The sequence below is a fragment of the Escherichia sp. WS338 genome (genome assembly GCF_046486405.1).
Lineage (GTDB): Bacteria > Pseudomonadota > Gammaproteobacteria > Enterobacterales > Enterobacteriaceae > Escherichia > Escherichia coli.
The window spans coordinates 165,492-190,610 of sequence record NZ_JBJQLL010000003.1; the positions used below are offsets into that span (position 1 = coordinate 165,492).

General features: G+C 50.7%; 18 protein-coding genes, 1 tRNA gene and 5 pseudogenes. 9 read left to right on the top strand and 15 right to left on the bottom strand.

What is annotated here, in order from left to right; all coding sequences use genetic code 11:
- The first annotated feature begins 55 nt into the window (after nt 1–55).
- Nucleotides 56–132: transfer RNA gene (locus ACJHWT_RS03540), tRNA-Arg, on the top strand.
- 15 nt (nt 133–147) lie between these two features.
- Here ACJHWT_RS03540 and ACJHWT_RS03545 read toward each other — a convergent pair.
- Nucleotides 148–737: pseudogene (locus ACJHWT_RS03545) on the bottom strand (site-specific integrase); the annotation flags it as partial.
- 18 nt (nt 738–755) lie between these two features.
- Here ACJHWT_RS03545 and ACJHWT_RS03550 point away from each other — a divergent pair.
- Nucleotides 756–1,125, top strand: a pseudogene (locus ACJHWT_RS03550) (tail fiber assembly protein); the annotation flags it as partial.
- A gap of 54 nt (nt 1,126–1,179) precedes the next feature.
- Here the strand turns inward: ACJHWT_RS03550 and ACJHWT_RS03555 are convergent.
- From ACJHWT_RS03555 to cusR, 7 genes and pseudogenes are all read right to left on the bottom strand, one after another.
- The gene (locus tag ACJHWT_RS03555) at nt 1,180–1,836 is read right to left on the bottom strand and encodes a class I SAM-dependent methyltransferase (protein WP_000742375.1); all 657 of its coding nucleotides are present in this window, start codon (nt 1,834–1,836) and stop codon (nt 1,180–1,182) included.
- Nucleotides 1,837–2,079: 243 nt separating this feature from the next.
- Nucleotides 2,080–3,033 (bottom strand): omptin family outer membrane protease OmpT, encoded by a 954-nt coding sequence (gene ompT, locus ACJHWT_RS03560; protein ID WP_001357859.1) that lies wholly within the window; start codon nt 3,031–3,033, stop codon nt 2,080–2,082.
- A gap of 657 nt (nt 3,034–3,690) precedes the next feature.
- Entirely contained in the window at nt 3,691–4,581 is an 891-nt protein-coding gene (locus ACJHWT_RS03565; RefSeq protein WP_001224560.1) for a DUF4434 family protein, read from the bottom strand.
- Nucleotides 4,582–7,554: pseudogene (nfrA, locus tag ACJHWT_RS03570) on the bottom strand (bacteriophage adsorption protein NfrA). It lies immediately after the preceding gene.
- Nucleotides 7,541–9,778, bottom strand: coding sequence for a cyclic di-3',5'-guanylate-activated glycosyltransferase NrfB (nrfB, locus tag ACJHWT_RS03575; RefSeq protein ID WP_000383921.1), 2,238 nt, complete (start codon nt 9,776–9,778; stop codon nt 7,541–7,543). Before nrfB ends, nfrA begins: the two are co-directional and overlap by 14 nt.
- A 149-nt stretch (nt 9,779–9,927) precedes the next feature.
- The gene (gene cusS / locus ACJHWT_RS03580) at nt 9,928–11,370 is read right to left on the bottom strand and encodes a Cu(+)/Ag(+) sensor histidine kinase CusS (RefSeq protein WP_000253850.1); all 1,443 of its coding nucleotides are present in this window, start codon (nt 11,368–11,370) and stop codon (nt 9,928–9,930) included.
- Entirely contained in the window at nt 11,360–12,043 is a 684-nt protein-coding gene (gene cusR / locus ACJHWT_RS03585) for a copper response regulator transcription factor CusR (RefSeq protein WP_000770953.1), read from the bottom strand. The genes cusS and cusR overlap by 11 nt, the downstream gene beginning before the upstream one ends.
- Before the next feature lie 156 nt (nt 12,044–12,199).
- On the opposite strand from cusR, the gene cusC reads away from it, so the two are divergent.
- The 5 genes from cusC (at nt 12,200) to pheP (ending at nt 19,810) form a co-directional block, all read left to right on the top strand.
- Nucleotides 12,200–13,582 (top strand): Cu(+)/Ag(+) efflux RND transporter outer membrane channel CusC, encoded by a 1,383-nt coding sequence (cusC, locus tag ACJHWT_RS03590; protein WP_000074193.1) that lies wholly within the window; start codon nt 12,200–12,202, stop codon nt 13,580–13,582.
- Between the two features lie 23 nt (nt 13,583–13,605).
- The gene (gene cusF / locus ACJHWT_RS03595; RefSeq protein ID WP_000709877.1) at nt 13,606–13,938 is read left to right on the top strand and encodes a Cu(+)/Ag(+) efflux RND transporter periplasmic metallochaperone CusF; all 333 of its coding nucleotides are present in this window, start codon (nt 13,606–13,608) and stop codon (nt 13,936–13,938) included.
- A gap of 15 nt (nt 13,939–13,953) precedes the next feature.
- Complete coding sequence (gene cusB / locus ACJHWT_RS03600) at nt 13,954–15,177, top strand: Cu(+)/Ag(+) efflux RND transporter periplasmic adaptor subunit CusB (protein ID WP_000717127.1); 1,224 nt, start codon at nt 13,954–13,956, stop codon at nt 15,175–15,177.
- Between the two features lie 11 nt (nt 15,178–15,188).
- Nucleotides 15,189–18,332: a Cu(+)/Ag(+) efflux RND transporter permease subunit CusA gene (gene cusA, locus ACJHWT_RS03605; protein ID WP_001695523.1), complete on the top strand. Its 3,144-nt coding sequence runs from the start codon at nt 15,189–15,191 to the stop codon at nt 18,330–18,332.
- 101 nt (nt 18,333–18,433) lie between these two features.
- A complete protein-coding gene (pheP, locus tag ACJHWT_RS03610) occupies nt 18,434–19,810 on the top strand; it encodes a phenylalanine transporter (protein WP_000786320.1) in 1,377 nt (458 codons plus the stop codon).
- 67 nt (nt 19,811–19,877) lie between these two features.
- Here the strand turns inward: pheP and ybdG are convergent, their stop codons facing one another.
- The 6 genes and pseudogenes from ybdG to ACJHWT_RS03640 form a co-directional block, all read right to left on the bottom strand.
- Nucleotides 19,878–21,125, bottom strand: coding sequence for a mechanosensitive ion channel YbdG (ybdG, locus tag ACJHWT_RS03615; protein ID WP_001153132.1), 1,248 nt, complete (start codon nt 21,123–21,125; stop codon nt 19,878–19,880).
- A gap of 107 nt (nt 21,126–21,232) precedes the next feature.
- Nucleotides 21,233–21,886, bottom strand: coding sequence for an oxygen-insensitive NAD(P)H nitroreductase (nfsB, locus tag ACJHWT_RS03620; RefSeq protein WP_000351450.1), 654 nt, complete (start codon nt 21,884–21,886; stop codon nt 21,233–21,235).
- A gap of 78 nt (nt 21,887–21,964) precedes the next feature.
- Nucleotides 21,965–22,348 (bottom strand): MmcQ/YjbR family DNA-binding protein, encoded by a 384-nt coding sequence (locus ACJHWT_RS03625; RefSeq protein WP_000360948.1) that lies wholly within the window; start codon nt 22,346–22,348, stop codon nt 21,965–21,967.
- Between the two features lie 64 nt (nt 22,349–22,412).
- Nucleotides 22,413–22,661 carry a DUF1158 domain-containing protein gene (locus ACJHWT_RS03630; RefSeq protein ID WP_000682518.1) on the bottom strand — a complete coding sequence of 83 codons (249 nt, stop codon included), beginning with the start codon at nt 22,659–22,661 and terminating at the stop codon, nt 22,413–22,415.
- 65 nt (nt 22,662–22,726) lie between these two features.
- Nucleotides 22,727–23,845 (bottom strand): YbdK family carboxylate-amine ligase, encoded by a 1,119-nt coding sequence (locus tag ACJHWT_RS03635; protein WP_001130638.1) that lies wholly within the window; start codon nt 23,843–23,845, stop codon nt 22,727–22,729.
- 204 nt (nt 23,846–24,049) lie between these two features.
- Nucleotides 24,050–24,318, bottom strand: a pseudogene (locus ACJHWT_RS03640) (hypothetical protein).
- On the opposite strand from ACJHWT_RS03640, the gene hokE (ACJHWT_RS03645) reads away from it, so the two are divergent.
- The gene (gene hokE / locus ACJHWT_RS03645) at nt 24,287–24,439 is read left to right on the top strand and encodes a type I toxin-antitoxin system toxin HokE (RefSeq protein WP_000956465.1); all 153 of its coding nucleotides are present in this window, start codon (nt 24,287–24,289) and stop codon (nt 24,437–24,439) included. The pseudogene ACJHWT_RS03640 and the gene hokE (ACJHWT_RS03645) sit on opposite strands and share 32 nt — an antisense overlap.
- A gap of 119 nt (nt 24,440–24,558) precedes the next feature.
- Here the strand turns inward: hokE (ACJHWT_RS03645) and ACJHWT_RS03650 are convergent.
- Nucleotides 24,559–24,822: pseudogene (locus tag ACJHWT_RS03650) on the bottom strand (hypothetical protein); the annotation flags it as partial.
- On the opposite strand from ACJHWT_RS03650, the gene hokE (ACJHWT_RS03655) reads away from it, so the two are divergent.
- The gene (gene hokE, locus ACJHWT_RS03655) at nt 24,791–24,943 is read left to right on the top strand and encodes a type I toxin-antitoxin system toxin HokE (RefSeq protein ID WP_000956465.1); all 153 of its coding nucleotides are present in this window, start codon (nt 24,791–24,793) and stop codon (nt 24,941–24,943) included. The pseudogene ACJHWT_RS03650 and the gene hokE (ACJHWT_RS03655) overlap by 32 nt on opposite strands.
- Nucleotides 24,944–25,119: the final 176 nt, after the last annotated feature.

The following is a 25,119-nucleotide window of genomic DNA, read 5'->3' on the forward strand; positions in this document are numbered from 1 at the left end:
CTCAGCAAGGGTTGACCGTATAATTCACGCGATTACAGCACACCGTGGTATCAATGCGCCCTTAGCTCAGTTGGATAGAGCAACGACCTTCTAAGTCGTGGGCCGCAGGTTCGAATCCTGCAGGGCGCGCCATTAAAATTCAATCAGTTACGCCTTCTTTATTTCTTCTATAATTCCAGAGTGGGACATTATAACCAAAAATGTCGTCTATTTTCCTCGCGTGCTCAGTCAAATGATTAGGCGCAAGGTGAGCATATCTACGAACCATTTCTCTGGACTCCCATCCGCCCATTTCCTGAAGCACTGATAATGGGATGCCTGACGGAATCAACCAGCTTGCCCAGGTATGCCAGAGGTCATAGAAACGGAAATTTTCAACTCCTGCACGACGACAAGCTGATAGCCATGCTGTCTTGCTGTCAATGCGCATCTTCCTGAGCGCAGGCATTGATGTTCCATCTGCTCGCTTAGCCGCCCTGGTATGTACACCCACATTTGTGATGCTTGCCTGTTTGAGCACGCAACACTTTAGAGGCGGTATCGTTCAGCGCCACACCAATGGCGCGGTTTGATTTGCTATCTTCTGGATTCACCCTGGCAACTTGTCGCTGCATGTCAATCTGTTGCCACTCCAGATTTATGATGTTCGACTTTCTCAGAACAGTTACCAGCGCAAATTTGACGACAGATTTCAGTAGTTAGGGGCTCTCATCAATCAGGCGTTTTGCCTGATTCTTTTGTAAGTCTCTTGTGCCATTCCACCTCATACAGGTTTGCCTGCAAACAGTACTGATATTGCCCAGATATTCCGGCTGGCTTCGTGGTTGTTTTCAACAGTGATGAGGCATCGTGGCATCTCGTTGAAGACCATCGGGGTAAAACGGTTTATGACGTGGCATCAGGGGACGCATTATTTATTTCTGAACTCGGTCCGTTACCGGAAAATGTCACCTGGTATCCCCGGCAGGGGAGTTTCAGAAGTGGAACGGCATATCATGGATAAAGGATACGGAGGAAGAAACCTCGTTGCTGGAAGCCTGTAAGATGTATCAGGTGTTGCTGAACCGAGTTGATACATCAACTGCCCCTGATATTGAGTGGCCTGTGAACCCTGTCAGAGAGTAATCATTGGGATTATGCCGCAGCACGTCGTGCGCAAGAACGTGCTGCGGCTGGATGCTATTTTTTCCCTGAAGCGGAAAACATTACTACAGTACCTTTAACCTTGGTTTTAACATTCTCGAAATGCTCTGAGAGTATATGTGTTAAGCCTTCTTCGGAATCTTTTGTGTTTGAAAAGATGCCTTTCTGATTGTAAATGCGCATCAGTTTTTGACCGAAGCTATTGTGCACAACGCCGTCACCAAGAATTGTGGCTCCGTATAGAGTTCCATCGTCAGTTAAGGCCTGCGCCGCATTGCGTATTACACAGCTTTTTGTAGATATATTTCCAGGCAGGCAGTGAAGAAGGTAAAACATGGAAATGGAATCAAATTGACCATGTAACGCCGCGGGATAAGGATCAAAAACATCATGGCTAATTTTATGTTTAATTTTTGATTCCCCAGCCCTTGTCGATGCCGCGTTCAGGCTAGCTTCGTTCAAATCCATTAAAGATATCAGACTACTCTCAGGTACGTGAGTAAGGTAAAACCCAGTTCCAACACCAATATCCAGATGGTTGTTACCTAAATGTTCCAGAAAGTGTGGAAGAAGGTGTTCCTTTGTAGGACATCCCCATGCAAGCCGATTTGATACTCCCAAAACCCACCAGTCATAAAGCTTTAGGGTAAGTGGTGTGTAAATTTTAGCCCCATCATCTGTGTTTTTTTTCATTAGTTTCACCGTGTTATAGTTTTATTTGTGAATTAAATCAATTATAGCGATGAATTACAAGGGGTTAAATGATGCCACGGCATAACGAATTTGAATATATTGGGTCTTGTGTTGCGGTAAGAGGTTACACGCCAGGACGCAGGTTAAATGCTTACAATATTAGGGGATATTGTTTGCTTTTAACGGTAAACAAATTCCCCGGGGCTATACAATACCACCGGGGAGAAAATCTATTTAACGTTGTTAAAAGGTGTACTTAAGACCAGCAGTAGTGATGAAGTTATAGTTTTCTATGCCTGCACCATTTTTGCTGTAGTCAGAAGTGTTATCATTGTGATCATAAAGTGAAGTATCACCTTTTTTATTCGTAACCCGATTCCATGCGCCTTCAATATAAACTTTTGCGTTAGGCGTTACGTAATAACCTGCATTGACTGCAACAGAATAGTAATTTTGGTCTTTGACTTTACTGCGATAAGTGATTCTTTTTCCTGGGTCATAGTGTTCATCGTTATCAGATGCTTCCACCCAGCCGCTGTATTTAAATGTGCCACCTAGCTCAAAATCTTCATAACGATAACTTCCAGTCAAGCCAATGTAGGGCATTTTAAAACGTTGTTTGTAGCCGATTGCTCTTTCTCCATTCGGGAAGGAGCCGATATCATCTCTGAATCCCTCCTCAGAACTGTAGATATAGGAACCACCTCTGGCTGTAAAGCTATAACGGCTTTCCTGATATCCGGCCATGAGTCCCAGGCGGTAATTGGGTTCGTTGAGGAGCCAGCCTTTGATATTCAGATCAAATTCGTTGGCATAATTGAGTTGTGTATCAGGGTGTCTACTTTCATCCGTCCAGGTTCCGGGGTTACTGGAATCCATCCAGTCCCGATCGACCATATTGCCACCTCGGCTACCGAGAGTTGTCCAGCCAGCAGCCCCGATAGATATCTGGGGCATCAAATCCCAATTAATTGCCCCTTTAATAATTGCAGCGTTATTGAATTTCCAGTCAAGTTGACTGACTTTTCGGCCTCCTTCTTCGGCTAGATAAACACGCTCTTTTGTTTTTCCGCTCAGAGTTCCAAGACTAATGTCCGCATTTATGTTGTCAGGAGTAAACGATAAAGTCTCGGTAGAAGCAAAAGAGCTGATCGCAATAGGGGTTGTCAGGACTATTCCCAGAAGTTTCGCCCGCATAAAAGGTCTCCATTCAATCGTTTTAATGATTGAGTATGTATTTTTTATATCTAACTTAATGAGTCAATTGTATATTGCCCCACTGTTTATATTTTGTTTAACATTGAATTTTTGTCACAATACACTGTCAGTTTTTTAGTTTAATTGTCTGTTTGTGTTTTGCATTGTGGTTTTATGGGCTAATTATTTTTTCTTTGTGGAGTTTTTATCTATTCAAGTGCCATGCCTTTAGATGCATATTAGCGATAATAGCATGAGGTTTATCCTCAATTGCTGTGTTTTTTAGTATAAAAAAGAGGAACAAAACTGAGACACATAAGGCCTCGCAATGGCTTGCAAGGTTTTACATATTTTGAGGTGGTGGAACGTGTGAACGCAGAGATGGCGCGGTAATTTGTTGATTTAAAATGTCGTTCCTGGAGTTTCTAAGTCGTGGGCTACAGGTTCGAATCCTGCAGGGCGAGCCATTTCCTCGCCATTTATTTGTTCCCTTATACAAATTACACCATCACTTTGTTGTCGCAGTTTTGCTAAATAATTGGAACACGTCAGACGAATAAAATGAAAACAGAAATTCTGCTAAACAATTCATCTTGCCAGGATTTTGATTAGGAAAGTGAAAAGGAAAGGAGCAAGCTAAGTTGCTCCCTTTAATCATTAATACTCAAGGATACTCTGCGCGACGGGCAAATAGCGCAGAGAGAAATAGAGCGTGTCTTTACCGCAAGAGGAACGTTTCGCTAACAGCGAGGCGATCTCTGCATCCGGTTTCGGTTTCGCTGTAAACGTTTTACCTTTACCAGCGACAAACAGTTCATAAACAATGCCGCTTGCTGGGGCGGAACTTTGGCAATCGGCGCTGGCCTGTAGATAACGTTCACGCTGTTCAGCGGTCAGTTTATCCACGCCGCTGCCATCCTGTACCCAGACATTAACACCGGTTGCTTTAACTTGTTCCAGCAGTTGGCGATAGCCATCTGGCGACATGTTTCCGGCGAAAAAACTACTGATATAAACCGGTTTTGCTGAAACATCGCTAATCAACCGCTGCGCGTTGTTTAACCATGTTAGCAAAGGTTGACGGGCGGCTTCGCTGCGCCAGTTCAGGTCGTCAATTTCCGCGCTGATGTACCAGCCATCCGGCGTTACGCCAGGCACGGCGCTCCATAATCTGGCTTGCTGGAGATCGGCAGCCAGCAGGCGATTAAGATAGCTTTCCAGCGCCGCGGAGGACTGTTTCTGGTGTATAAAAAATTCCGGATCGGCGTTCAGCCCGACAATCAGCTTCAGGCCAGCCTGTTGCGCAGCTGCGGCACGCTTAAACAATAACGCGCGCTGTTCTGGCTGGGTGAATGCATCGCCGTAACGGGTCCATTGCAAAACCAGGGTATCGAAGCCTTGCAAACGTAACTGACTCATCAGCCCCTGCCACTGGGTATCGGTAACCTGACTATCACGGTTTTGTGGTTGCCAGATAATACCTTTCATCGCAAAGGAAAAAGGGCTGACCAAAAGCAGTGTCAACAATACGAAAATGAACTTACGCATTTACCAGTGCACTCCAATGGTGAGAAACGCGTTGTTGCGCTCTCCGTTACGTTGATTAATCGCCTTAAAGGTATGTTGATATTCGATGCCGAGACTGACTTTGTGCGGCCAGGCGTCGTAGTGCGTCTCGCCGGTCCAGATATTCCAGCGGACCCCGACACCGCCAAGCTGCGCGCCCTGAGTGCCTTTATCACGATAACCGTTGTCCTGAACGTGAGCATAAGGCTCAATAGTCTGCCCGTTTGCCACCTTCTGATGCCAGCTGACTCGATAATCTGCCGTCCACGCCTGAATATCCTGGCGGATATATTGCGCCGCATCGAGGTACAGGTTTTGGGCAAACCAGCCTGAACCGTTCGGGTGCCATTCGTCGCTGTATTTGCCGCCATTAAAGAATGAGGCGCTGGCGCGCAGCATGGTATCGGATGCGCCATTTTGTCCGTTCAGCGGCAACTGCTGTTCGACGGCGAGGAAAAAGATCTGATCGCGCAGCGGCTTCCAGCGCAGACCGGTGCCGGACATCGGATTTTTCACCGGCATCATCACCCCGTTTTCACCGGTATCGGCAAAGACGCGGCTATAAACTGAGAGCAGGTCGCCTTCCAGCAGCATATTGCGTCCGATGCGGTACTCGGCTTCCAGTTGCCCGTAGCTACGATAGCTTTTCCCTGGCGCTGCGCCGCCGACATTATTGTTAGCGGTACTCATTGCGCCGGAACGCAAGCCGATAGAAGAATCGAAACTGAACGTCCAGTGGCGACCGACCTCCTCATGCAGACGGCGGAAATTGAAGCGTTGCTGATTTTGCTCTGGGGTCAGTGGGGTTATCAGCGCCTGATTATCAATGTCATCAATCACCAGTCGGGCGTAGTGCTGCGTCGCAGGCATGTCATCCAGACGCTGGTTCACGTAGGCCAGTTGTCGGATAAGTGCCGGATCGTCCGGTAGCCCTTTATGCGCCTGTTCGAGCATTTCCCGCGACTGTGCGATATCACCGCTATCCCACAAGGCGTAACCGAGCGCTGCCTGGGTGTTGCTATTATTCGGTTCCAGTTCCAGAGCGGCGCGCAAATCACTCACCGCCGCCGGGACATTATGACGTTGGCGATAAATTGTCGCCCGCGCAACGTAAGCGTTGGCAGAAGGCGCAATATTGATTTAGCGCGTGAGATCGCTCAGTGCGAGTTCCGGCTGACCAGGAATGTAACGTTGCGCATGCAGCCACCAGTAGAGGGCATTGTTTCCCAGCCCACGTTGTTCTGCCTGCTGAAGCCAGCGATCACGAGCCGCACCATTTCCTGCCGCCTGGGCGGTATTGGCAGCAGCAAGCAGATCCTCATTGCTCATGCCGTGAAGACTGATTTTCTGCCAGGCCGCCAGTGCGGTGGCGTAGTCCTCAACCTGATACGCCTGATAGGCTACCGCACGATGTTGCCAGGCGTTCGGTTGTCGTTGTTCGGCCTGAAGCCATGCATACAACGCCACACCGGGTAGCGTGTCCCGATAACACTTTGCCAGACGGTTCCAGGCGGCAGCATCGTAGGAAGGCGACATATCGCCCAGCAAGCGAACTATTGCCGGGCAATTATCTGCAATACCCGGCAACTGACTTTGCCACTGACGTTGCTCCGCCAGCGGTAAGGGTTTCGATAAAATCGCCACCTTCGCCGGAGTTGCCAGGTAAGGATGACTTTCCAGCAGAGACGCCAGTCGCGCCATTAAAGTCTGGCTGACACGCGCATCGCCCTGGAAAGGATAGCGTTGCAGCAATAAATCGGCAGCTTCACGTGACTGCTCGTTCTGCATCAGTTGCCAGGTCAGTTGATCCAGGCGGGTAAGATTTGCCGGTTCTTGCTGATACAGCAATCGTGCCAGACGCAGAGCTTCAGCCTTGTTACGGGTCGCCACGCTAACGGTATAACGCTCCTCAAGCATTTCATTGGCGGGGAGGGTGGCGAGCAGTTTTTGCGCTGCGTCGTACTGACCTTCTTTTAACAGCACCGGTAGCGTCGCGCCAACAACATACTGGCGGTTGTCGGCAAACTGTACCGTATAATTCGCCAACGCCTGAACGGGGTTGCCGCTGTATTTAGATAACAGATAGAGCCAACTTTTCTCTTGTGCGTCCGTGGTAAATAGCGGCGTATTTTCAATGAGATAATGCTGGAGGCGTGCTTTTTCGCCACGATAAGCCAGCGCGGTCGCGTAAGTAATATATGACTGAGGATCGGTGAAGATCCCCTGTGATTGCAGCGCCAGGATCCGATCGTCCAGCTGCCCGGCAAGAAGCACGTCAAACCACTGACGGCGTTCTGCCGCACTTAATGTGTTCTGCTGGCGTGCTTCATTGTATAGCGTATCTGCCTGGGACCATTGTTTCAGGTAGATTGCCCGTTGCAGTAGATCGGTTCGCAGCGTTTTTCCTTCCGGCGATGCAGCAAACGTCGCATCGTTCAGTTGCGCTCTGGCGACAGGTAATTGTGCCAGCCGCAGGGCATTCTGCCCGACTTCACTGCGACAACGCAGGGTCGGCGCAGCATCGCACGCTTTTTGCTGGGCAAGCAGTTCTTCAACAGTCGTAACGCTTTTCACTTCAACTGGAATAGCCGCCAGACTGCGCTCAAGTCGGGCATCTCCTGGGTGACGTTTCAGTTGATCCTCAAGCAACAGCCGCGCCCGGTCATCATGACCAAAATGGCGATAGGCTTCCGCAAGGTATAAAGTTAGCGGAATATTATCCGGCACCTGTTGGTGTATATATTCAAATTCGCGGATGGCGGTTGCTTCGTCGTTATTTTTCTGTGCCTTCAGCGCCTTATCGAGACGGGGATAAATAACAAAATGGCGATAATCGCTCAGCCCCAGCTCTTCTGCGCTGGTGCCGATATTGTCTGCGAGTGCGCTGGTACTCAATAAAGACGTCAGCAGTAAACCAGACCATCCGATGACGCGATTAAGGTTATTCTCCTTCATTTTCGGACTCCAGTTGCGCAACCTGTTCTGGGTTTAAACCTGCTTTGAGTAATAGTGATTGCATCGAAACTTGTAATTCGCGTTGAATTGTCAGGACGCGATCCAACGTTTCCTGGCTGATAACGCCTTCGGTGACCAAAAACTTGCCGAGCGGCAGAGAACTGCGTTCATGGCGCAATAACAACACGTTAATTGCTGAACGATTAATATGACCGAGCGTGGTCAGTATTTCGGCGAACAGGAACTGATGCGGCACATATTGCCGCCAGATTTCAACGGCCTGCTGTTCCGTGAGCCACTGATGCTGAACCGCATTGTACAACATTGCCCGCGGATCGTGACCGCGTCGGCGTGCATACCAGTGACGTAACCCCGTGACAATTTGTCCGCGCAGAACAATGACGTAACGCACTTTGCGTCCGACTTTACGCGTCAGGGCTGCCAGCGAAACCGGGTCAATACCATCTTCACTGCCGACAATTAACTCATCATTTTCCAGACGCAGCGGCAGCACTGCATAATGCAGCGCCACGGAAGCCGGCATTTCGGCAATCAGTGATGAAGGGATCTGCCAGGCGTCGATCGACTCCCACGCCACGCCGTTTTGCTCTGCCAGCGCCTGTGCCAGCTGTTCGGCGCTAATCAGCCCCTGCATCAGCATTGAACCGCCCAGGCGTAGACCTTCGACGCGATTACGCAGTGCTGTATCGAGTTGTTCTTCAGTGATGACCTGATTTTCCAGCAGAATTTGGCCTAACGGGCGCAACGAGCGGGTATCGCCAGTCACGCTGGGGAAGTCATGCGTTGTTTTATCCCACGCGACGCGACGTGGATCGCCGTGTTGAAGTACCTGTTTTAACGCGCGCCAGTTGGCCATGAAGTTAATCAGGTTGCCCCAGAAAAGACGCAGGACAGATAGCAGCCCCTGCGTCAGGCCGTAGTAGCCAGTAACGAAAATCACCCGCTGCACGATGCGGTTAATCATCAAGCCAAAGTTTAGCCACAGCAGAGTCATTAACCATGCGCTGCCGCTGAAAATAGAAAGGAAATGCCAGGCATCGGGCCACAAACTTTCATACGCCAGCAACAGCAAAAGCTGTATCATCACCAGCATCGCGAGGAAGCTGACAAAGTTACTGATTGCCCCTTTGCGGTCGCGCCAGAGAAAGTAGTTCAGCGTCAGGCTGGAGGTCCATTTGTGGGTTTTAAAGCCCTGGAAAACAATGCCGATGATCCAGCGAGATTTTTGCCGAACCGCAGTCGAAAAGGTATCGGGGAAATATTCGCGCACGCAGATCATGTTTGACGTCCGCGCATGCTGTAAAAATTTACGCTGCTCGCGTTCTTTGGCTTCGTCCACCACCGGAAAACGGACAAAAATTTCCGTCATACCTTTCTCTTTCAGGCGGAAGCCAATGTCGTAATCTTCAGTCAGACTCTGCACGTCGAAAGCAATACCGTCACCGTCAGCTAACAGTGCGGTCACGGCGCGGCGGCTGAAACAGGTGCCGACGCCTGCGCTGGGCACCTGTCCGGCGAGGGCTTCACGCACCGGAACATCTTTGCCATGCAGTTCTGAAAACTCATCAATGTAGGTCATGCTGGTGAAGTGCGTCCATTCGCGTTCGAACGGATACACTGGGATCTGAATCAGATCTTTACGCTCGACCAGATAGTTGAACAGACGCAATTCCATCGGTGAAATCACATCTTCGGCGTCATGCAGAATAAAACCAGCAAAAGCGAAATTGGCGCTACGTTCAAATTGGGTGATGGCGTCCAGCACGTTGTTCAGACAGTCGGCTTTGCTGGTGGGGCCAGGACGCGCGCAGACTACCTTATGCACGTTCGGGAAGCGAGCGCACACTTCGTCAACATCACGCTGAGTATCGGGGTCGTTGGGGTAGGTGCCAACAAAGATATGATAGTTTTCGTAGTCGAGCGTGGTCGCCGCCAGCTCGGCCATATTGCCGATGACGCCCGTTTCATTCCACGCCGGAACCATAATCGCTAACGGTTTTTCATCTGGTTTATACAGTTCGCGGTAACTCATTCGCGGGTAGCGGCGATAAACACTCAACTTGCGTTTAATGCGGCGTACCCAGTAGACGACATCAATAAAAAAATCGTCCAGCCCGCTGATGAACATAATGACCGCTAACGTTATCGCGATTACTTTTAAGCCGTAGAGCCAGGTAGCAAAAACATCAAGAAGCCAGTCCACACAAAAACCTTACATTAACGCTGGTTATGTTTAGGGTGGCGTATATTAAGGTTTTTTATGAATTGTGACAGCTTTTTATCATTAATAGGTATTACTATTGCGGCATGTTATTTTTACACTGGTTATAAAAGTTGCCGTTTGCTGAAGGATTAAGCGGGTAATATGATAACAAACCTTGTCCCCCGTGCATCTGACGTTACTGCAACAGTGCCTTTATGCGCGACAACAATCGATTTCACTATCGCCAGACCAATGCCGCTACCTTCGCCTTTTCGCTGGCGGGAAGGATCAATGCGGTAGAAACGGTCAAACAATCGCGGTAAGTGTTCGGGCGCAATGGGCGTACCGGGGTTTTCGACGGTAACTTGCACCAGGTGATCGACCGTCTGGCAGCGCACGACAATTGTCTCTCCGGTTGGCGTATAACGCAGGGCATTAGAAAGCAGGTTGCTTAACGCCCGACGCAGCATCAGCGGATCGCCCGCAACCTGACACTCGTCGCCAACAAACCGCAGCTCCACGCCGCGATCTTCTGCTAACGCCTCGAAAAAATCGAACACTTTGCCGACTTCATCCGCCAGGTTGAGCATTTTCTTTTCGGGGATTAGCTGGTTGTTATCGGCCTGAGCGAGAAACAGCATATCGCTGACCATTTTCGCCATTCGCGTCAGCTCTTCGAGATTAGAGTAGTGCACATCTTCCAGCTCCTTCTGGCTGCGCGACTGGCTGAGGGCGATTTCCGTTTGCGTAATGAGATTAGTAATAGGTGTGCGAATTTCGTGGGCGATATCCGCTGAGAAATTGGACTGGCGGGTAAAGACATCCTCAATACGCTCGATCATATGGTTGAACGACAGTACCAGCTGTTCCAGCTCAATGGGCACGGTCTGCGGGTCAAGGCGAACGTCGAGATCTTTCGAGGTAATGTTCTGGATTTGACGGCTGACGCTGCGGATCGGCGCGTGACCTTTATGTACCGCCAACAGCACGATAAAGACGATCAGGATGCTAATGATCGATGCGGTCATTACAAGTTTATTCATCAAATCATTTATGTAATGAAGATGAAAATCGATCGAAAGCGCAATGTAGAGCGTATAAATCGGTTTGCCGTCCACCAGTGGGCCAACCGGCAAGCTAATCATCCGCCAGTTGCTGTGTTCCATATGCCCGTGACCGTGGCCCGGCATCATCATCGTCGGGCCGGAAAGGAGATACACCTCGCCGCCCTGCGCGTCTTTATCGGGTATGGCGTCACGCGTAAACTCGCGGATATCCGGCGCTCCGGGGGAGTGATACACCGTTTTACCGTGGCTATTTGCCAGGGAGATCAACACATTGGAATAACCACTGACGATATCTTCCAGCGTCATTAAGCGTCGGGCTTGCGTTTCGTCAGGGTGATTAAGTACCCGTTCAAGGGTGGCGCTAATCTCCTTTAAATCATTAATATCCTGCTCGGCAAAATGCACTTTTACCGAGTGGATCATGATCCATGCAAAGGCGAAAAACGCCGCGATGGTGGCGAGGCTGATAAAAAAGGTCAGGCGGGTTGCCAGCGAAAACGGGCGCTGAAATGGCTTACTGACCATCCGGCACCTCTAGCATGTAACCCACGCCGCGCACGGTTTGAATCAGCTTCGGCTCAAAGTCGTTGTCGATTTTGCCACGCAGCCGCTTCACCGCCACATCAATGGCGTTAGTGTCGCTGTCGAAATTCATGTCCCACACCTGTGAGGCAATAAGTGAGCGGGGCAGTACTTCGCCCTGATGGCGAAGGAAAAACTCCAGCAGAGTAAATTCTTTACTGGTCAGAGTGATGCGCGTGCCACTGCGGGTGACTTTGCGGCTGACGAGATCGACCATCAGATCGGCAACCTGAAACTGACTTTCGATAATCACCGCCGCCCCGCGCCGCAGTAGAGTGCGCACCCGCGCCAGCAGTTCAGCAAAAGCGAACGGCTTCACCAGATAGTCATCCGCCCCCAACTCCAGCCCCTTGACGCGATGTTCAATGGTGCCAAGCGCGGTAAGCAACAGAATCGGCATCCCCTTATTGGCGGAACGCAACATGCGCACGATATCCCAGCCGTTCACGTCCGGCAGCATAATATCGAGGATTATCAGATCATAATCACCGGTCATCGCCAGATGGTAGCCATTCAGCCCGTTGTCGGCCAAATCGACCACAAAACCGGCTTCGGTTAACCCTTTGGTCAAGTATTCTCCGGTTTTCTTTTCATCTTCGACAATCAACAGTTTCATATTTCCTCCGCATGTTGCCCGGGCAATTCTAGAGTAGCGGGATCAGATGGCAATCGCTTATTGGCAAAATGACAATTTTGTCATTTTCCTGTCACCGGAAAATCAGAGCCTGGCGAGTAAAGTTGGCGGCATAAAATCACCAGAAATTATGAGCCTATGTCTCCTTGTAAACTTCTGCCATTTTGTGTGGCCCTTGCGCTAACCGGTTGTTCACTGGCACCGGATTATCAGCGCCCGGCAATGCCCGTGCCGCAGCAGTTCTCACTCAACCAGAACGGCCTGGTTAACGCAGCAGATAACTACCAGAACGCGGGCTGGCGCACCTTTTTTGTTGATAATCAGGTGAAGACGCTGATTAGCGAGGCGCTGGTGAATAACCGGGATTTGCGCATGGCGACGCTGAAAGTGCAGGAAGCGCGGGCGCAATATCGTCTGACCGATGCCGACCGCTACCCACAGCTCAATGGCGAGGGCAGCGGCAGCTGGAGCAACAATCTTAAAGGCGATTCAGCCTCGACGCGGGAGTTCTCGACTGGCCTTAACGCCAGCTTTGATCTCGATTTTTTCGGTCGCTTAAAGAACATGAGCGAAGCCGAGCGCCAAAATTATTTAGCCACTGAGGAAGCCCAGCGCGCGGTGCATATTCTGCTGGTTTCTAATGTCGCGCAAAGCTATTTCAATCAGCAGCTGGCGTATGCGCAATTGCAAATAGCCGAAGAAACGCTGCGTAATTATCAGCAGTCATATGCGTTTGTCGAAAAACAACTGTTGACAGGTAGCAGTAATGTTCTGGCGCTGGAACAGGCTCGCGGGGTGATTGAAAGTACCCGCAGCGACATCGCTAAACGTCAGGGGGAACTGGCGCAGGCGAATAATGCATTGCAACTGTTATTGGGAAGCTACGGCAAGCTGCCGCAAGCGCAGACAGTAAACAGCGACAGCCTGCAAAGCGTTAAATTACCGGCGGGCTTGCCGTCGCAAATCTTATTGCAGCGCCCTGATATTATGGAAGCTGAACACGCGTTAATGGCGGCTAATGCCAATATTGGTGCTGCGCGTGCGGCATTTTTCCCGTCTATCAGCCTGACCAGCGGAATATCAACCGCCAGCAGCGATCTGTCGTCATTATTTAACGCCAGCAGCGGGATGTGGAATTTTATTCCTAAAATTGAGATCCCCATTTTTAATGCCGGACGCAACCAGGCCAATCTGGATATCGCCGAAATTCGCCAGCAGCAGTCGGTGGTGAATTATGAACAGAAAATCCAGAACGCCTTTAAAGAAGTGGCAGATGCGCTGGCATTACGTCAAAGCCTGAACGATCAAATCAGCGCCCAGCAGCGTTATCTGGCGTCGCTGCAAATTACTTTGCAACGGGCGCGGACATTATATCAGCACGGCGCAGTCAGTTATCTGGAAGTGCTGGATGCCGAGCGTTCTTTATTTGCAACCCGACAAACTTTACTTGACCTGAATTATGCCCGTCAGGTTAACGAAATTTCTTTATATACCGCCTTAGGGGGCGGTTGGCAGCAATAATTTTTAACTCCAGGAGAGAATAAATGAAAAAAGCACTGCAAGTCGCAATGTTTAGTCTGTTTACCGTTATTGGCTTTAATGCCCAGGCTAACGAACATCATCATGAAACCATGAGCGAGGCACAACCACAGGTCATTAGCGCCACCGGTGTGGTAAAAACCATTGATCTGGAAAGCAAAAAAATCACCATCCACCACGATCCAATTACCGCGGTGAACTGGCCGGAGATGACCATGCGCTTTACCATCACCCCGCAGACGAAAATGAGTGAAATTAAAACCGGCGACAAAGTGGCGTTTAATTTTGTCCAGCAGGGCAACCTTTCTTTATTACAGGATATTAAAGTCAGCCAGTAACCCAGGTTTAATGAGATGAAAAAAATCGCGCTTATTATCGGCAGCATGATCGCGGGCGGTATTATTTCTGCGGCAGGTTTTACCTGGTTTGCAAAGGCTGAACCGCCCACAGAAAAAACGCCGACCGCAGAACGTAAAATCTTATTCTGGTACGACCCGATGTATCCCAATACGCGGTTCGATAAACCAGGTAAATCGCCGTTTATGGATATGGATCTGGTGCCGAAATATGCCGATGAAGAGAGTTCTGCGTCTGGTGTACGCATTGACCCGACCCAGACGCAGAATCTGGGGGTGAAAACGGCGACCGTCACGCGCGGGCCGCTGACTTTTGCCCAAAGTTTCCCGGCGAATGTCAGTTACAACGAGTATCAGTATGCCATTGTGCAGGCTCGCGCTGCCGGGTTTATCGATAAGGTGTATCCGCTTACCGTGGGCGATAAAGTACAAAAGGGCACACCGCTTCTCGACCTGACCATTCCCGACTGGGTGGAAGCGCAGAGTGAGTATTTACTGCTGCGCGAAACCGGCGGTACGGCGACCCAGACTGAAGGCATTCTTGAGCGACTGCGACTGGCGGGAATGCCGGAGGCGGATATTCGCCGCCTGATCGCCACGCAAAAAATCCAGACTCGCTTTACGCTCAAATCGCCCATTGATGGCGTGATCACCGCGTTTGATCTGCGCGCGGGAATGAATATCGCCAAAGATAACGTGGTCGCGAAAATTCAGGGTATGGACCCGGTGTGGATCACTGCCGCGATCCCGGAGTCCATCGCCTGGCTGGTGAAAGATGCCTCGCAGTTTACGCTCACCGTTCCGGCACGACCTGATAAAACACTCACCATCCGCAAATGGACGCTGCTACCCGGCGTGGATGCCGCAACCCGCACGCTGCAGCTGCGCCTGGAAGTCGACAACACCGACGAGGCGCTAAAGCCGGGAATGAACGCCTGGTTGCAACTCAACACCGCCAGCGAACCGATGCTGCTCATTCCGTCACAAGCGCTGATTGATACCGGCAGCGAACAGCGGGTGATTACCGTTGATGCCGACGGGCGCTTTGTACCGAAACGCGTTGCCGTTTTCCAGGCATCGCAAGGCGTCACCGCATTACGCTCTGGTCTGGCGGAAGGTGAAAAGGTGGTTTCCAGCGGCCTGTTCCTGATTGATTCCGAAGCCAATATTTCTGGCGCACTGGAGCGGATGCGCTCTGAAAGTGCTACCCATGCGCATTGAGGGAATAACCAATGATTGAATGGATTATTCGTCGCTCGGTGGCGAACCGTTTTCTGGTGCTGATGGGCGCGTTGTTTCTGAGTATCTGGGGCACCTGGACCATCATTAACACGCCAGTGGATGCACTGCCGGATCTCTCTGATGTGCAGGTGATTATTAAAACCAGCTATCCCGGTCAGGCACCGCAAATCGTTGAAAATCAGGTGACTTATCCGCTAACCACCACCATGTTGTCGGTGCCTGGCGCGAAGACTGTGCGCGGTTTCTCGCAGTTTGGCGACTCTTATGTGTATGTCATTTTCGAAGATGGCACCGATCCGTACTGGGCGCGCTCGCGGGTGCTGGAGTACCTCAACCAGGTACAGGGTAAGCTGCCTGCGGGAGTCAGCGCCGAGCTGGGGCCAGATGCCACGGGTGTTGGCTGGATCTATGAATATGCACTGGTGGATCGCAGCGGTAAGCACGATCTTGCCGATTTACGCTCATTGCAGGACTGGTTTCTCAAATATGAGCTGAAAACCATTCCTGACGTTGCGGAAGTGGCGTCGGTAGGCGGTGTGGTGAAAGAGTATCAGGTGGTTATCGATCCTCAGCGCCTGGCGCAATATGGCATCAGTCTCGCCGAAGTAAAAAGCGCGCTGGATGCTTCAAACCAGGAAGCGGGTGGTTCGTCGATCGAACTGGCGGAAGCGGAATATATGGTGCGAGCCAGCGGCTATCTGCAAACGCTCGACGACTTTAATCACATCGTTTTAAAAGCCAGTGAAAATGGCGTGCCCGTTTATCTGCGTGATGTTGCGAAGGTCCAGATTGGCCCGGAGATGCGCCGGGGCATTGCCGAACTGAACGGCGAAGGCGAAGTGGCGGGCGGGGTGGTGATCCTGCGCTCCGGCAAAAACGCCCGAGAAGTAATCGCCGCCGTGAAGGACAAACTGGAAACGCTGAAAAGTAGTCTGCCGGAAGGTGTGGAGATAGTTACAACATACGATCGCAGCCAGCTCATTGACCGCGCCATCGACAACCTCAGCGGCAAGTTGCTGGAAGAGTTTATTGTGGTGGCGGTAGTCTGTGCGCTGTTTCTCTGGCATGTGCGCTCGGCGCTGGTGGCGATTATTTCGTTGCCGCTGGGGTTGTGTATTGCTTTTATTGTCATGCACTTTCAGGGACTGAACGCCAATATTATGTCGCTGGGCGGCATTGCGATTGCCGTCGGGGCGATGGTCGATGCCGCTATCGTCATGATCGAGAATGCGCATAAACGGCTGGAAGAGTGGCAGCACCAGCATCCTGACGCCACGCTGGATAATAAAACGCGCTGGCAGGTGATTACCGATGCGTCTGTTGAAGTGGGGCCGGCGCTGTTTATCAGTCTGCTGATTATCACGCTGTCGTTTATCCCGATCTTCACCCTGGAAGGGCAGGAAGGGCGTCTGTTTGGCCCGCTGGCGTTCACCAAAACCTATGCGATGGCGGGTGCGGCGCTACTGGCGATCGTAGTGATCCCGATCCTGATGGGCTACTGGATCCGTGGCAAAATTCCGCCGGAAAGCAGTAACCCGCTCAATCGCTTTTTGATTCGTGTTTATCATCCGCTGTTGCTGAAAGTACTGCACTGGCCGAAAACCACGCTGTTGGTGGCAGCGCTTTCGGTGCTGACGGTTCTCTGGCCGCTCAATAAAGTTGGCGGGGAATTTTTACCGCAGATCAATGAAGGCGACTTGTTGTATATGCCATCGACGCTGCCGGGGATTTCCGCAGCAGAGGCGGCGAGCATGCTGCAAAAAACCGACAAGCTGATTATGAGCGTACCGGAAGTGGCGCGGGTATTTGGCAAAACCGGGAAAGCGGAAACCGCCACCGATTCAGCTCCACTGGAGATGGTAGAAACGACTATCCAGCTTAAGCCGCAGGATCAGTGGCGGCCTGGCATGACGATGGACAAAATCATTGAGGAACTGGATAACACCGTGCGTCTGCCGGGGCTGGCGAATCTGTGGGTGCCGCCAATTCGTAACCGTATCGATATGCTCTCGACTGGCATTAAAAGCCCTATTGGCATTAAAGTTTCCGGCACTGTGCTGGCGGATATCGACACGATGGCGGAGCAAATTGAAGAAGTGGCGCGAACGGTGCCAGGCGTGGCTTCTGCGCTTGCTGAGCGTCTGGAAGGTGGGCGTTATATCAACGTTGAGATTAACCGTGAAAAAGCCGCGCGTTACGGTATGACGGTGGCGGATGTGCAGTTGTTTGTGACTTCTGCGGTGGGCGGGGCGATGGTTGGCGAAACGGTGGAAGGGATTGCTCGTTATCCAATTAATCTGCGTTATCCGCAAAGTTGGCGCGATAGCCCGCAGGCACTGCGCCAGTTGCCGATCCTCACGCCGATGAAGCAGCAAATCACCCTGGCAGACGTGGCTGACGTTAAAGTCTCTACCGGACCGTCGATGCTGAAAACCGAGAATGCGCGCCCGACGAGCTGGATTTATATCGATGCCCGCGATCGTGACATGGTGTCGGTGGTTCACGATCTGCAAAAAGCGATAGCTGAAAAAGTGCAGTTAAAACCGGGCACCAGCGTGGCATTCTCCGGGCAGTTCGAGCTACTGGAGCGCGCCAACCATAAGCTGAAACTCATGGTGCCGATGACGTTGATGATCATCTTCGTGCTGTTGTATCTGGCGTTCCGTCGGGTGGGCGAAGCGTTGCTGATTATCAGCAGTGTACCGTTTGCGCTGGTGGGTGGCATCTGGTTGCTGTGGTGGATGGGCTTTCATCTTTCCGTGGCGACGGGTACCGGTTTTATTGCCCTTGCCGGGGTTGCTGCCGAATTTGGCGTGGTGATGCTGATGTATTTACGTCACGCCATAGAGGCCGAGCCGTCGTTGAATAATCCGCAAACATTCAGCGAGCAGAAGCTGGATGAGGCGTTGTATCACGGCGCGGTCCTGCGCGTGCGCCCGAAAGCGATGACGGTGGCGGTGATTATCGCTGGTCTGCTGCCGATTCTGTGGGGAACGGGAGCAGGTTCAGAGGTGATGAGCCGGATTGCCGCGCCGATGATTGGCGGCATGATCACCGCGCCTTTGCTATCGCTGTTTATTATCCCGGCGGCGTATAAGCTGATGTGGCTGCACCGACATCGGGTACGGAAATAAAAGCAGGATACCCGGTTTAACCGTGTGGATTGTGTCTTGCGACGATGGGCACTAAATGTTAAAAGGTGCCCCTCAACAAAAAAGACACACAGGGGAAAGGCGTGAAAAACGCGTCAACCGTATCGGAAGATACTGCGTCGAATCAAGAGCCGACGCTTCATCGCGGATTACATAACCGTCATATTCAACTGATTGCGCTGGGTGGCGCAATTGGTACTGGTCTGTTTCTTGGCATTGGTCCGGCGATTCAGATGGCGGGTCCGGCTGTATTGCTGGGCTACGGCGTCGCCGGGATCATCGCTTTCCTGATTATGCGCCAGCTTGGCGAAATGGTGGTTGAGGAGCCGGTATCTGGTTCATTTGCCCACTTTGCCTATAAATACTGGGGACCGTTTGCGGGCTTCCTCTCTGGCTGGAACTACTGGGTAATGTTCGTGCTGGTGGGAATGGCAGAGCTGACCGCTGCGGGCATCTATATGCAGTACTGGTTCCCGGATGTTCCAACGTGGATTTGGGCTGCCGCCTTCTTTATTATCATCAACGCCGTTAACCTGGTGAACGTGCGCTTATATGGCGAAACCGAATTCTGGTTTGCGCTGATTAAAGTGCTGGCGATCATCGGTATGATCGGCTTTGGCCTGTGGCTGCTGTTTTCTGGTCACGGCGGCGAGAAAGCCAGTATCGATAACCTCTGGCGTTACGGTGGTTTTTTTGCCACCGGCTGGAATGGGCTGATTTTGTCGCTGGCGGTAATTATGTTCTCTTTCGGCGGTCTGGAGCTGATTGGGATTACTGCCGCTGAAGCGCGCGATCCGGAAAAAAGCATCCCTAAAGCAGTGAATCAGGTGGTGTATCGCATCTTGCTGTTTTATATCGGTTCACTGGTGGTTTTACTGGCACTCTATCCGTGGGTGGAAGTGAAATCCAACAGTAGCCCATTTGTGATGATTTTCCATAATCTCGACAGCAACGTGGTGGCTTCTGCGCTGAACTTCGTCATTCTGGTGGCATCGTTATCGGTGTATAACAGCGGGGTTTATTCTAACAGCCGCATGCTGTTTGGCCTTTCTGTGCAGGGTAATGCACCGAAGTTTTTGACTCGCGTCAGCCGTCGCGGCGTGCCGATTAACTCGCTGATGCTTTCCGGAGCCATCACTTCGCTGGTGGTGTTAATCAACTATCTGCTGCCGCAAAAAGCGTTTGGTCTGCTGATGGCGCTGGTGGTAGCAACGCTGCTGTTGAACTGGATTATGATCTGCCTGGCGCATCTGCGTTTTCGCGCGGCGATGCGACGTCAGGGACGTGAAACACAGTTTAAGGCGCTGCTTTATCCGTTCGGCAACTATCTTTGCATTGCCTTCCTCGGCATGATTTTGCTGCTGATGTGCACGATGGATGATATGCGCTTGTCAGCGATCCTGCTGCCGGTGTGGATTGTATTCCTGTTTGTGGCATTTAAAACGCTGCGTCGGAAATAAGGCATTCACGCTACATCCGACAAAACGATGTCCGCTCTCATCCATTCGATGAGAGCGTTTTTTTTAATTACTGCTTAAATGCACCCGCCAGAGAGCGAATATCATTGCCGGTTGGCGACTGATGAAGTCGCAGACCAAACTCTTCGACAATCGCAAATATGTGATCGAATATATCAGCCTGAATGCTTTCATATTCCAGCCACACCACGGTATTAGTAAACGCGTAGATCTCAAGCGGTAAACCGTTATCGCCCGGAGCTAATTGGCGCACCATTAAGGTCATATCTTTGCGAATCCGCGGATGATTCCGCAGATATTCGTTCAGATAGGCACGAAAGGTTCCAATATTGGTCATTCGGCGCAGGTTTAATACCGACTCCGTAGAACCTTGCTGGCGATTCCACTCATTAATTTCCTGATGGCGGCTGGTTAAATAAGGCTTTAACAAATGCGCTTTATTCAGACGTTGCATTTCGTCTTCATCAAGAAAACGAATACTGGTGACATCAATACTGATACTGCGCTTAATACGTCGCCCGCCAGATGCTGACATCCCGCTCCAGTTTTTAAAGGAGTCAGAAACCAGAGACCAGGTGGGAATAGTGGTAATGGTATTGTCCCAGTTACGTACTTTGACGGTGGTTAACCCAATATCGATCACCGCGCCATCCGCGCCGTATTTCGGCATCTCCAGCCAGTCGCCCAGTTTCAGCATATCGTTCGCGGAAAGCTGAATACCTGCCACCAGACCAAGAATCGGATCTTTAAATACCAACATCAGCACGGCAGCCATTGCACCAAGACCGCTGATCAGAATCGCTGGCGACTGACCAATCAGCAGCGAGATCATCAAAATGCCGACCAGAATCGCGCCGATCAGTTTAATCCCCTGAAATATCCCTTTCAGCGGTAACTGAGATGCCGCCGGGAATTTCTGCGCCAGATTCAAAATCACATCCAGCAACGAGAAGACTGAAAGCAGCGCATACATCATGATCCACAACTGCGCGCAGGTAGTCAGAATATCTGCCGCTTCGGTGCCTTTTTGTAGCCAGAATACCGCCTGAATATTGACGATAATCCCCTGCAGGGTAAAAGCTAAACGGTGGAAGAGTTTATTCTGGGTAATGATTTGCAACCAAAGCCGTGAACTGGCGATGGCGCGTTTTTCGAAGGTCCGCAGTACCACCCAATGCAAAAAAATATGCACCACGACGGCGGTCAGAAAAATAATACCGAAAATCATCACCATTGAGGTGGTGTGATCGATCTCAATACCCGCTAAATCTTCAACCTGGGATATTAAATCCTGCATAACGTCTCCTTTATACAACAGCAGACTATGATGACGGCTGAAACAGGGTTATGCAAATCAGGAGAATCTGAGGGGAAATAGCCGGGCAGATGCCCGGCAAGAGAGAATTACACTTCGGTTAAGGTGATGTTTTGCGGCAGACGAGATTTCGGCAGCGTAGCGTTAAAATCTTCAACGCTGTGATGACCCACCGGAACAACTACCAGACTGGTGTAGCCTTTCTCTTTCAGACCAAATTCTTCGTCGAGGATGGCGGCGTCAAAACCTTCGATGGGTACCGCGTCCAGACCCAGCGCCGCCACGCCGAGCAGGAAGTTGCCGACGTTGAGATAAACCTGTTTTGCCATCCACTCTGCATCATCATGCAGATCTTTACGGTGCATATCGGCGAAGAACTTGCGACCTTTATCGTTCGCGGCTTTCGCTTCCGGCGTGGCAAAGCGGCCATCGGCATCTTCCTGGTCAACAACCAGCTTCAGCCAGGCATCGTCCATCGCGGTTTTTGCACAGAACACCACGACGTGCGAGGCATCAAGCATTTTACGCTCGTTGAATACGTAATTATCGGCAGCGGATTTGGCAACACGCGCTTTACCTTCTTCCGTGCTGGCAACAATAAAATGCCATGGCTGGGAGTTGGTGCTGGATGGGCTGTATTGCAGTAGCGTTTTTATCTGCTCGGCCTGTTCCGGGGTAAGTTTTTTGCTGGCATCAAATGCCTTAGTGGAATGACGCTTTAAGGCGACAGAAATGATATCCATAAAGACTCCATGTGAAAGTAATTTTGCGTGCCAGCAGATTACAAGGATCGAGATGAAATGGTAAGCGAGAAAAATGCGCTATTGATTTACGGTTGAGTCAGGACGCAGTCGTTTTTGATCGCGTTTAGCCAGACCATCAACCACCAGATTCCACGAATCGTTGATCAGATCGCGAAGTAACGCTTCGGAGATTTCCTCGCCGGGATACACCGAAATCCAGTGCTTTTTATTCATGTGATACCCTGGCTTGATGCTTGGGTATATTTGCTGATTTAGCAGGGATTTTTGTGGATCGGACTTCAGATTGATAAAGGGGACGCCGCGCAGCTCCGACGACAGCATAAAAATCTTGCCGCCAATTTTAAAAACATCGAACTCCGGGCCAAAAGGCCAGCAAAGCTCGACAAAGGGTAACTCAAGAGCCAGGCGTTTCGCCGTTTCGTGCAGTGATTGCTTATCCATAAACGTTCCTTTAGGCGAAGGAGAATAAGCAAAGTATGCCGCGAAGTTCGGCGATAATCGACGTTTAATCCGCCAGCGAGAACCAGCGTCGCCAGATAAAGCGCAGAACAAAATACTCAATAGCGCCCAGCACTAAAAACCACAGACAAAACAATAAAGTGTAAAGCTGGCTAAGATCCATCAGATGGAACATGGTCACCAGTTTTTGTGCCAGCGTCAGCCCCAGTGCGGGGGCGGGCAGCAGCAGGCAAGAGAGGAAAGCCATCAGCAAAATGCCTGCTGCGGTGGTCAAGGTTTCTAAAGGGTGTTTCATAACATTGTTAAATGTAAGTTAAAACACCATTGTCAGGGATATTCTTCTGTAAGGCAATTCCCGGCTTAGTCACCAGCCCAGATCTCACAATGCTTTTTCACCAGCCCAATCAGCGAGCCGCCATCGGCGACGAAATCGCGCATCAGCTGCGCTTCATTCAGACCGCTGACGACCTGGTGATGCAGGGCCTCAATCGCACTCGATGCACCCATTTTATGTGCCGAAGGGGCGATTTTTTCCAGCAATCGCAAGGTGTCTTCCGTCAATGGTCGACGATCGCCAGTGTGCGGATCGGTAATGACGCCTTCCAGCCCATAGCGGCAGGCCTGGAAACGGTTGAATTTATACAGCAGGTAATCTTTCTCCTGATGTTTAAACGGGCGTTCCGTCAGTAACCAGTGGGCGGTAGCCTGAATCAATCCTGCCATATTTACCGCATGGCTAAGAGTTAACGGGGTATCCATTACCCGAACCTCCACCGTGCCAAAATGAGGACTGGGGCGAATATCCCAGTGCAGATCTTTAATGCTGTCGATCATCGTGGTGTAACTCAGGCAGCGAAACAGGGCTTCAAATTGTTGCCAGTTACTGACCCACGGCATCGGGCCATTATCGGGAAAGGCGGAAAAAATATTCGGTCGTGAGGAGGCAAAACGCGTATCCGTTCCTTGCATATATGGCGACGCGGCGGAAAGGGCGATAAAGTGCGGCACAAACCGTGACAAGCCGTGCAGCAAATAAATGGCATCATCGCCACTGGCGCAACCAACATGGACATGCTGACCAAAAACGGTCGCCTGTTGAATGAGATAACCAAAGTTTTCCAGCGTTCGTTGATAGCGTTCGTTATCGCATACCTCCTGACGCTGCCATTTCTGAAACGGGTGCGTGCCACCGCCGCAAATTTCCAGATGATGGTCTGCGGCTGCCTGCAATACGACTTTCTGCATCGCTGAAAATTGCCCGGCAGCCTGGTTGATATCACGGCAAACATCCGTCGCCAGCTCCAGCATACTTTCGGTGATATCGTGCTTTACCTCTCCGGCCGTGATCTTATTTTTAACCGCGTCAATCAGCATTGAAGAGTCCTGGCTTAAGTCATAGCCCGGCGGATTAACCACCTGCATTTCCAGTTCAATACCGAGGGTAAAAGGTTCAGAAACATGAAAATCGGGTAATGGCATAGGTTTCTCTTATGTTGGCGTTTTCTATTCAGTATAGAAGTCGGAGCGGCTGGGCGAGATGCGGAAGTTCTGGAATGTTTCTTTTTTTGATGATGGTGACTGAAGCAAATTGGCTACATTTTGCAATATGACAAGTTATGGCAGTGCGGACTGGTGGCGAAGAATTTTGACGATTGAGGCATGCAGAATAAAACGGGTTCAGCTTCAGTTGATCAAATGAGGATTGAGAAGTCCGAAACAGGACTTACTGTATAAATAAACAGCTGTTTTGCTAAGGAAGGGTAAGATAACGGCGGGTGCCTGAAGCTTTCCGGTTTCAGGTTTACTCTGAGGTCTGGAAAGATGAAGCCCCAGGAGATATTTCTATCAATCCTGGGGCTGCCACTCCAAACCCAAACAATTTGGATGGTAGTCCCTTCTTCGCATGGAGGCAATATAAACATGCTGACGAAATATGCCCTTGTGGCAGTCATAGTGCTGTGTTTGACGGTGCTGGGATTTACGCTTCTGGTCGGAGACTCGCTGTGTGAGTTTACGGTGAAGGAACGTAATATTGAGTTTAAGGCTGTTCTCGCTTACGAACCGAAGAAGTAGCCGTTGTGCGGGGAGTAATCCCCGCATATCCGGTTGTCAGGTCAGGATGGTAAGGCACCTGCTTTACACTTTCGCCCGCGGTCAGTGATGGCTGCGGGCGATGTCGTTTTAAGGGCAATGATCAGTTTTGCCAACAGAAGTCCGAAACAGGATTCACTGTATAAATAAACAGTTATTTTGCTGAGGAAGCGTAAGATAACGGCGGGTGCCTGAAGCTTTCCGGTTTCAGGTTAACTCTGAGGTCTGGAAAGATGAAGCCCCAGGACGATATTTCTATCAACCCTGGGGCTACCTACCCAAACCTGAACAATTTGGATGGTAGTCCCTTCTTCGCATGGAGGCAATATAAACATGCTGACGAAATATGCCCTTGTGGCAGTCATAGTGCTGTGTTTAACGGTGCTGGGATTTACGCTTCTGGTCGGAGACTCGCTGTGTGAGTTTACGGTGAAGGAACGTAATATTGAGTTTAAGGCTGTTCTCGCTTACGAACCGAAGAAGTAGCCGTTGTGCGGGGAGCAATCCCCGCATATCCGGTTGTCAGGTCAGGGTGGTAAGGCACCTGCTTTACACTTTCGCCCGCGGTCAGCAATGGCTGCGGGCGATTTCGTTTTACGAGCAATAACGAGTGTTGCCAACAGAAGTCCGAAACAGGACTCGCTGTATAAATAAACAGTTAT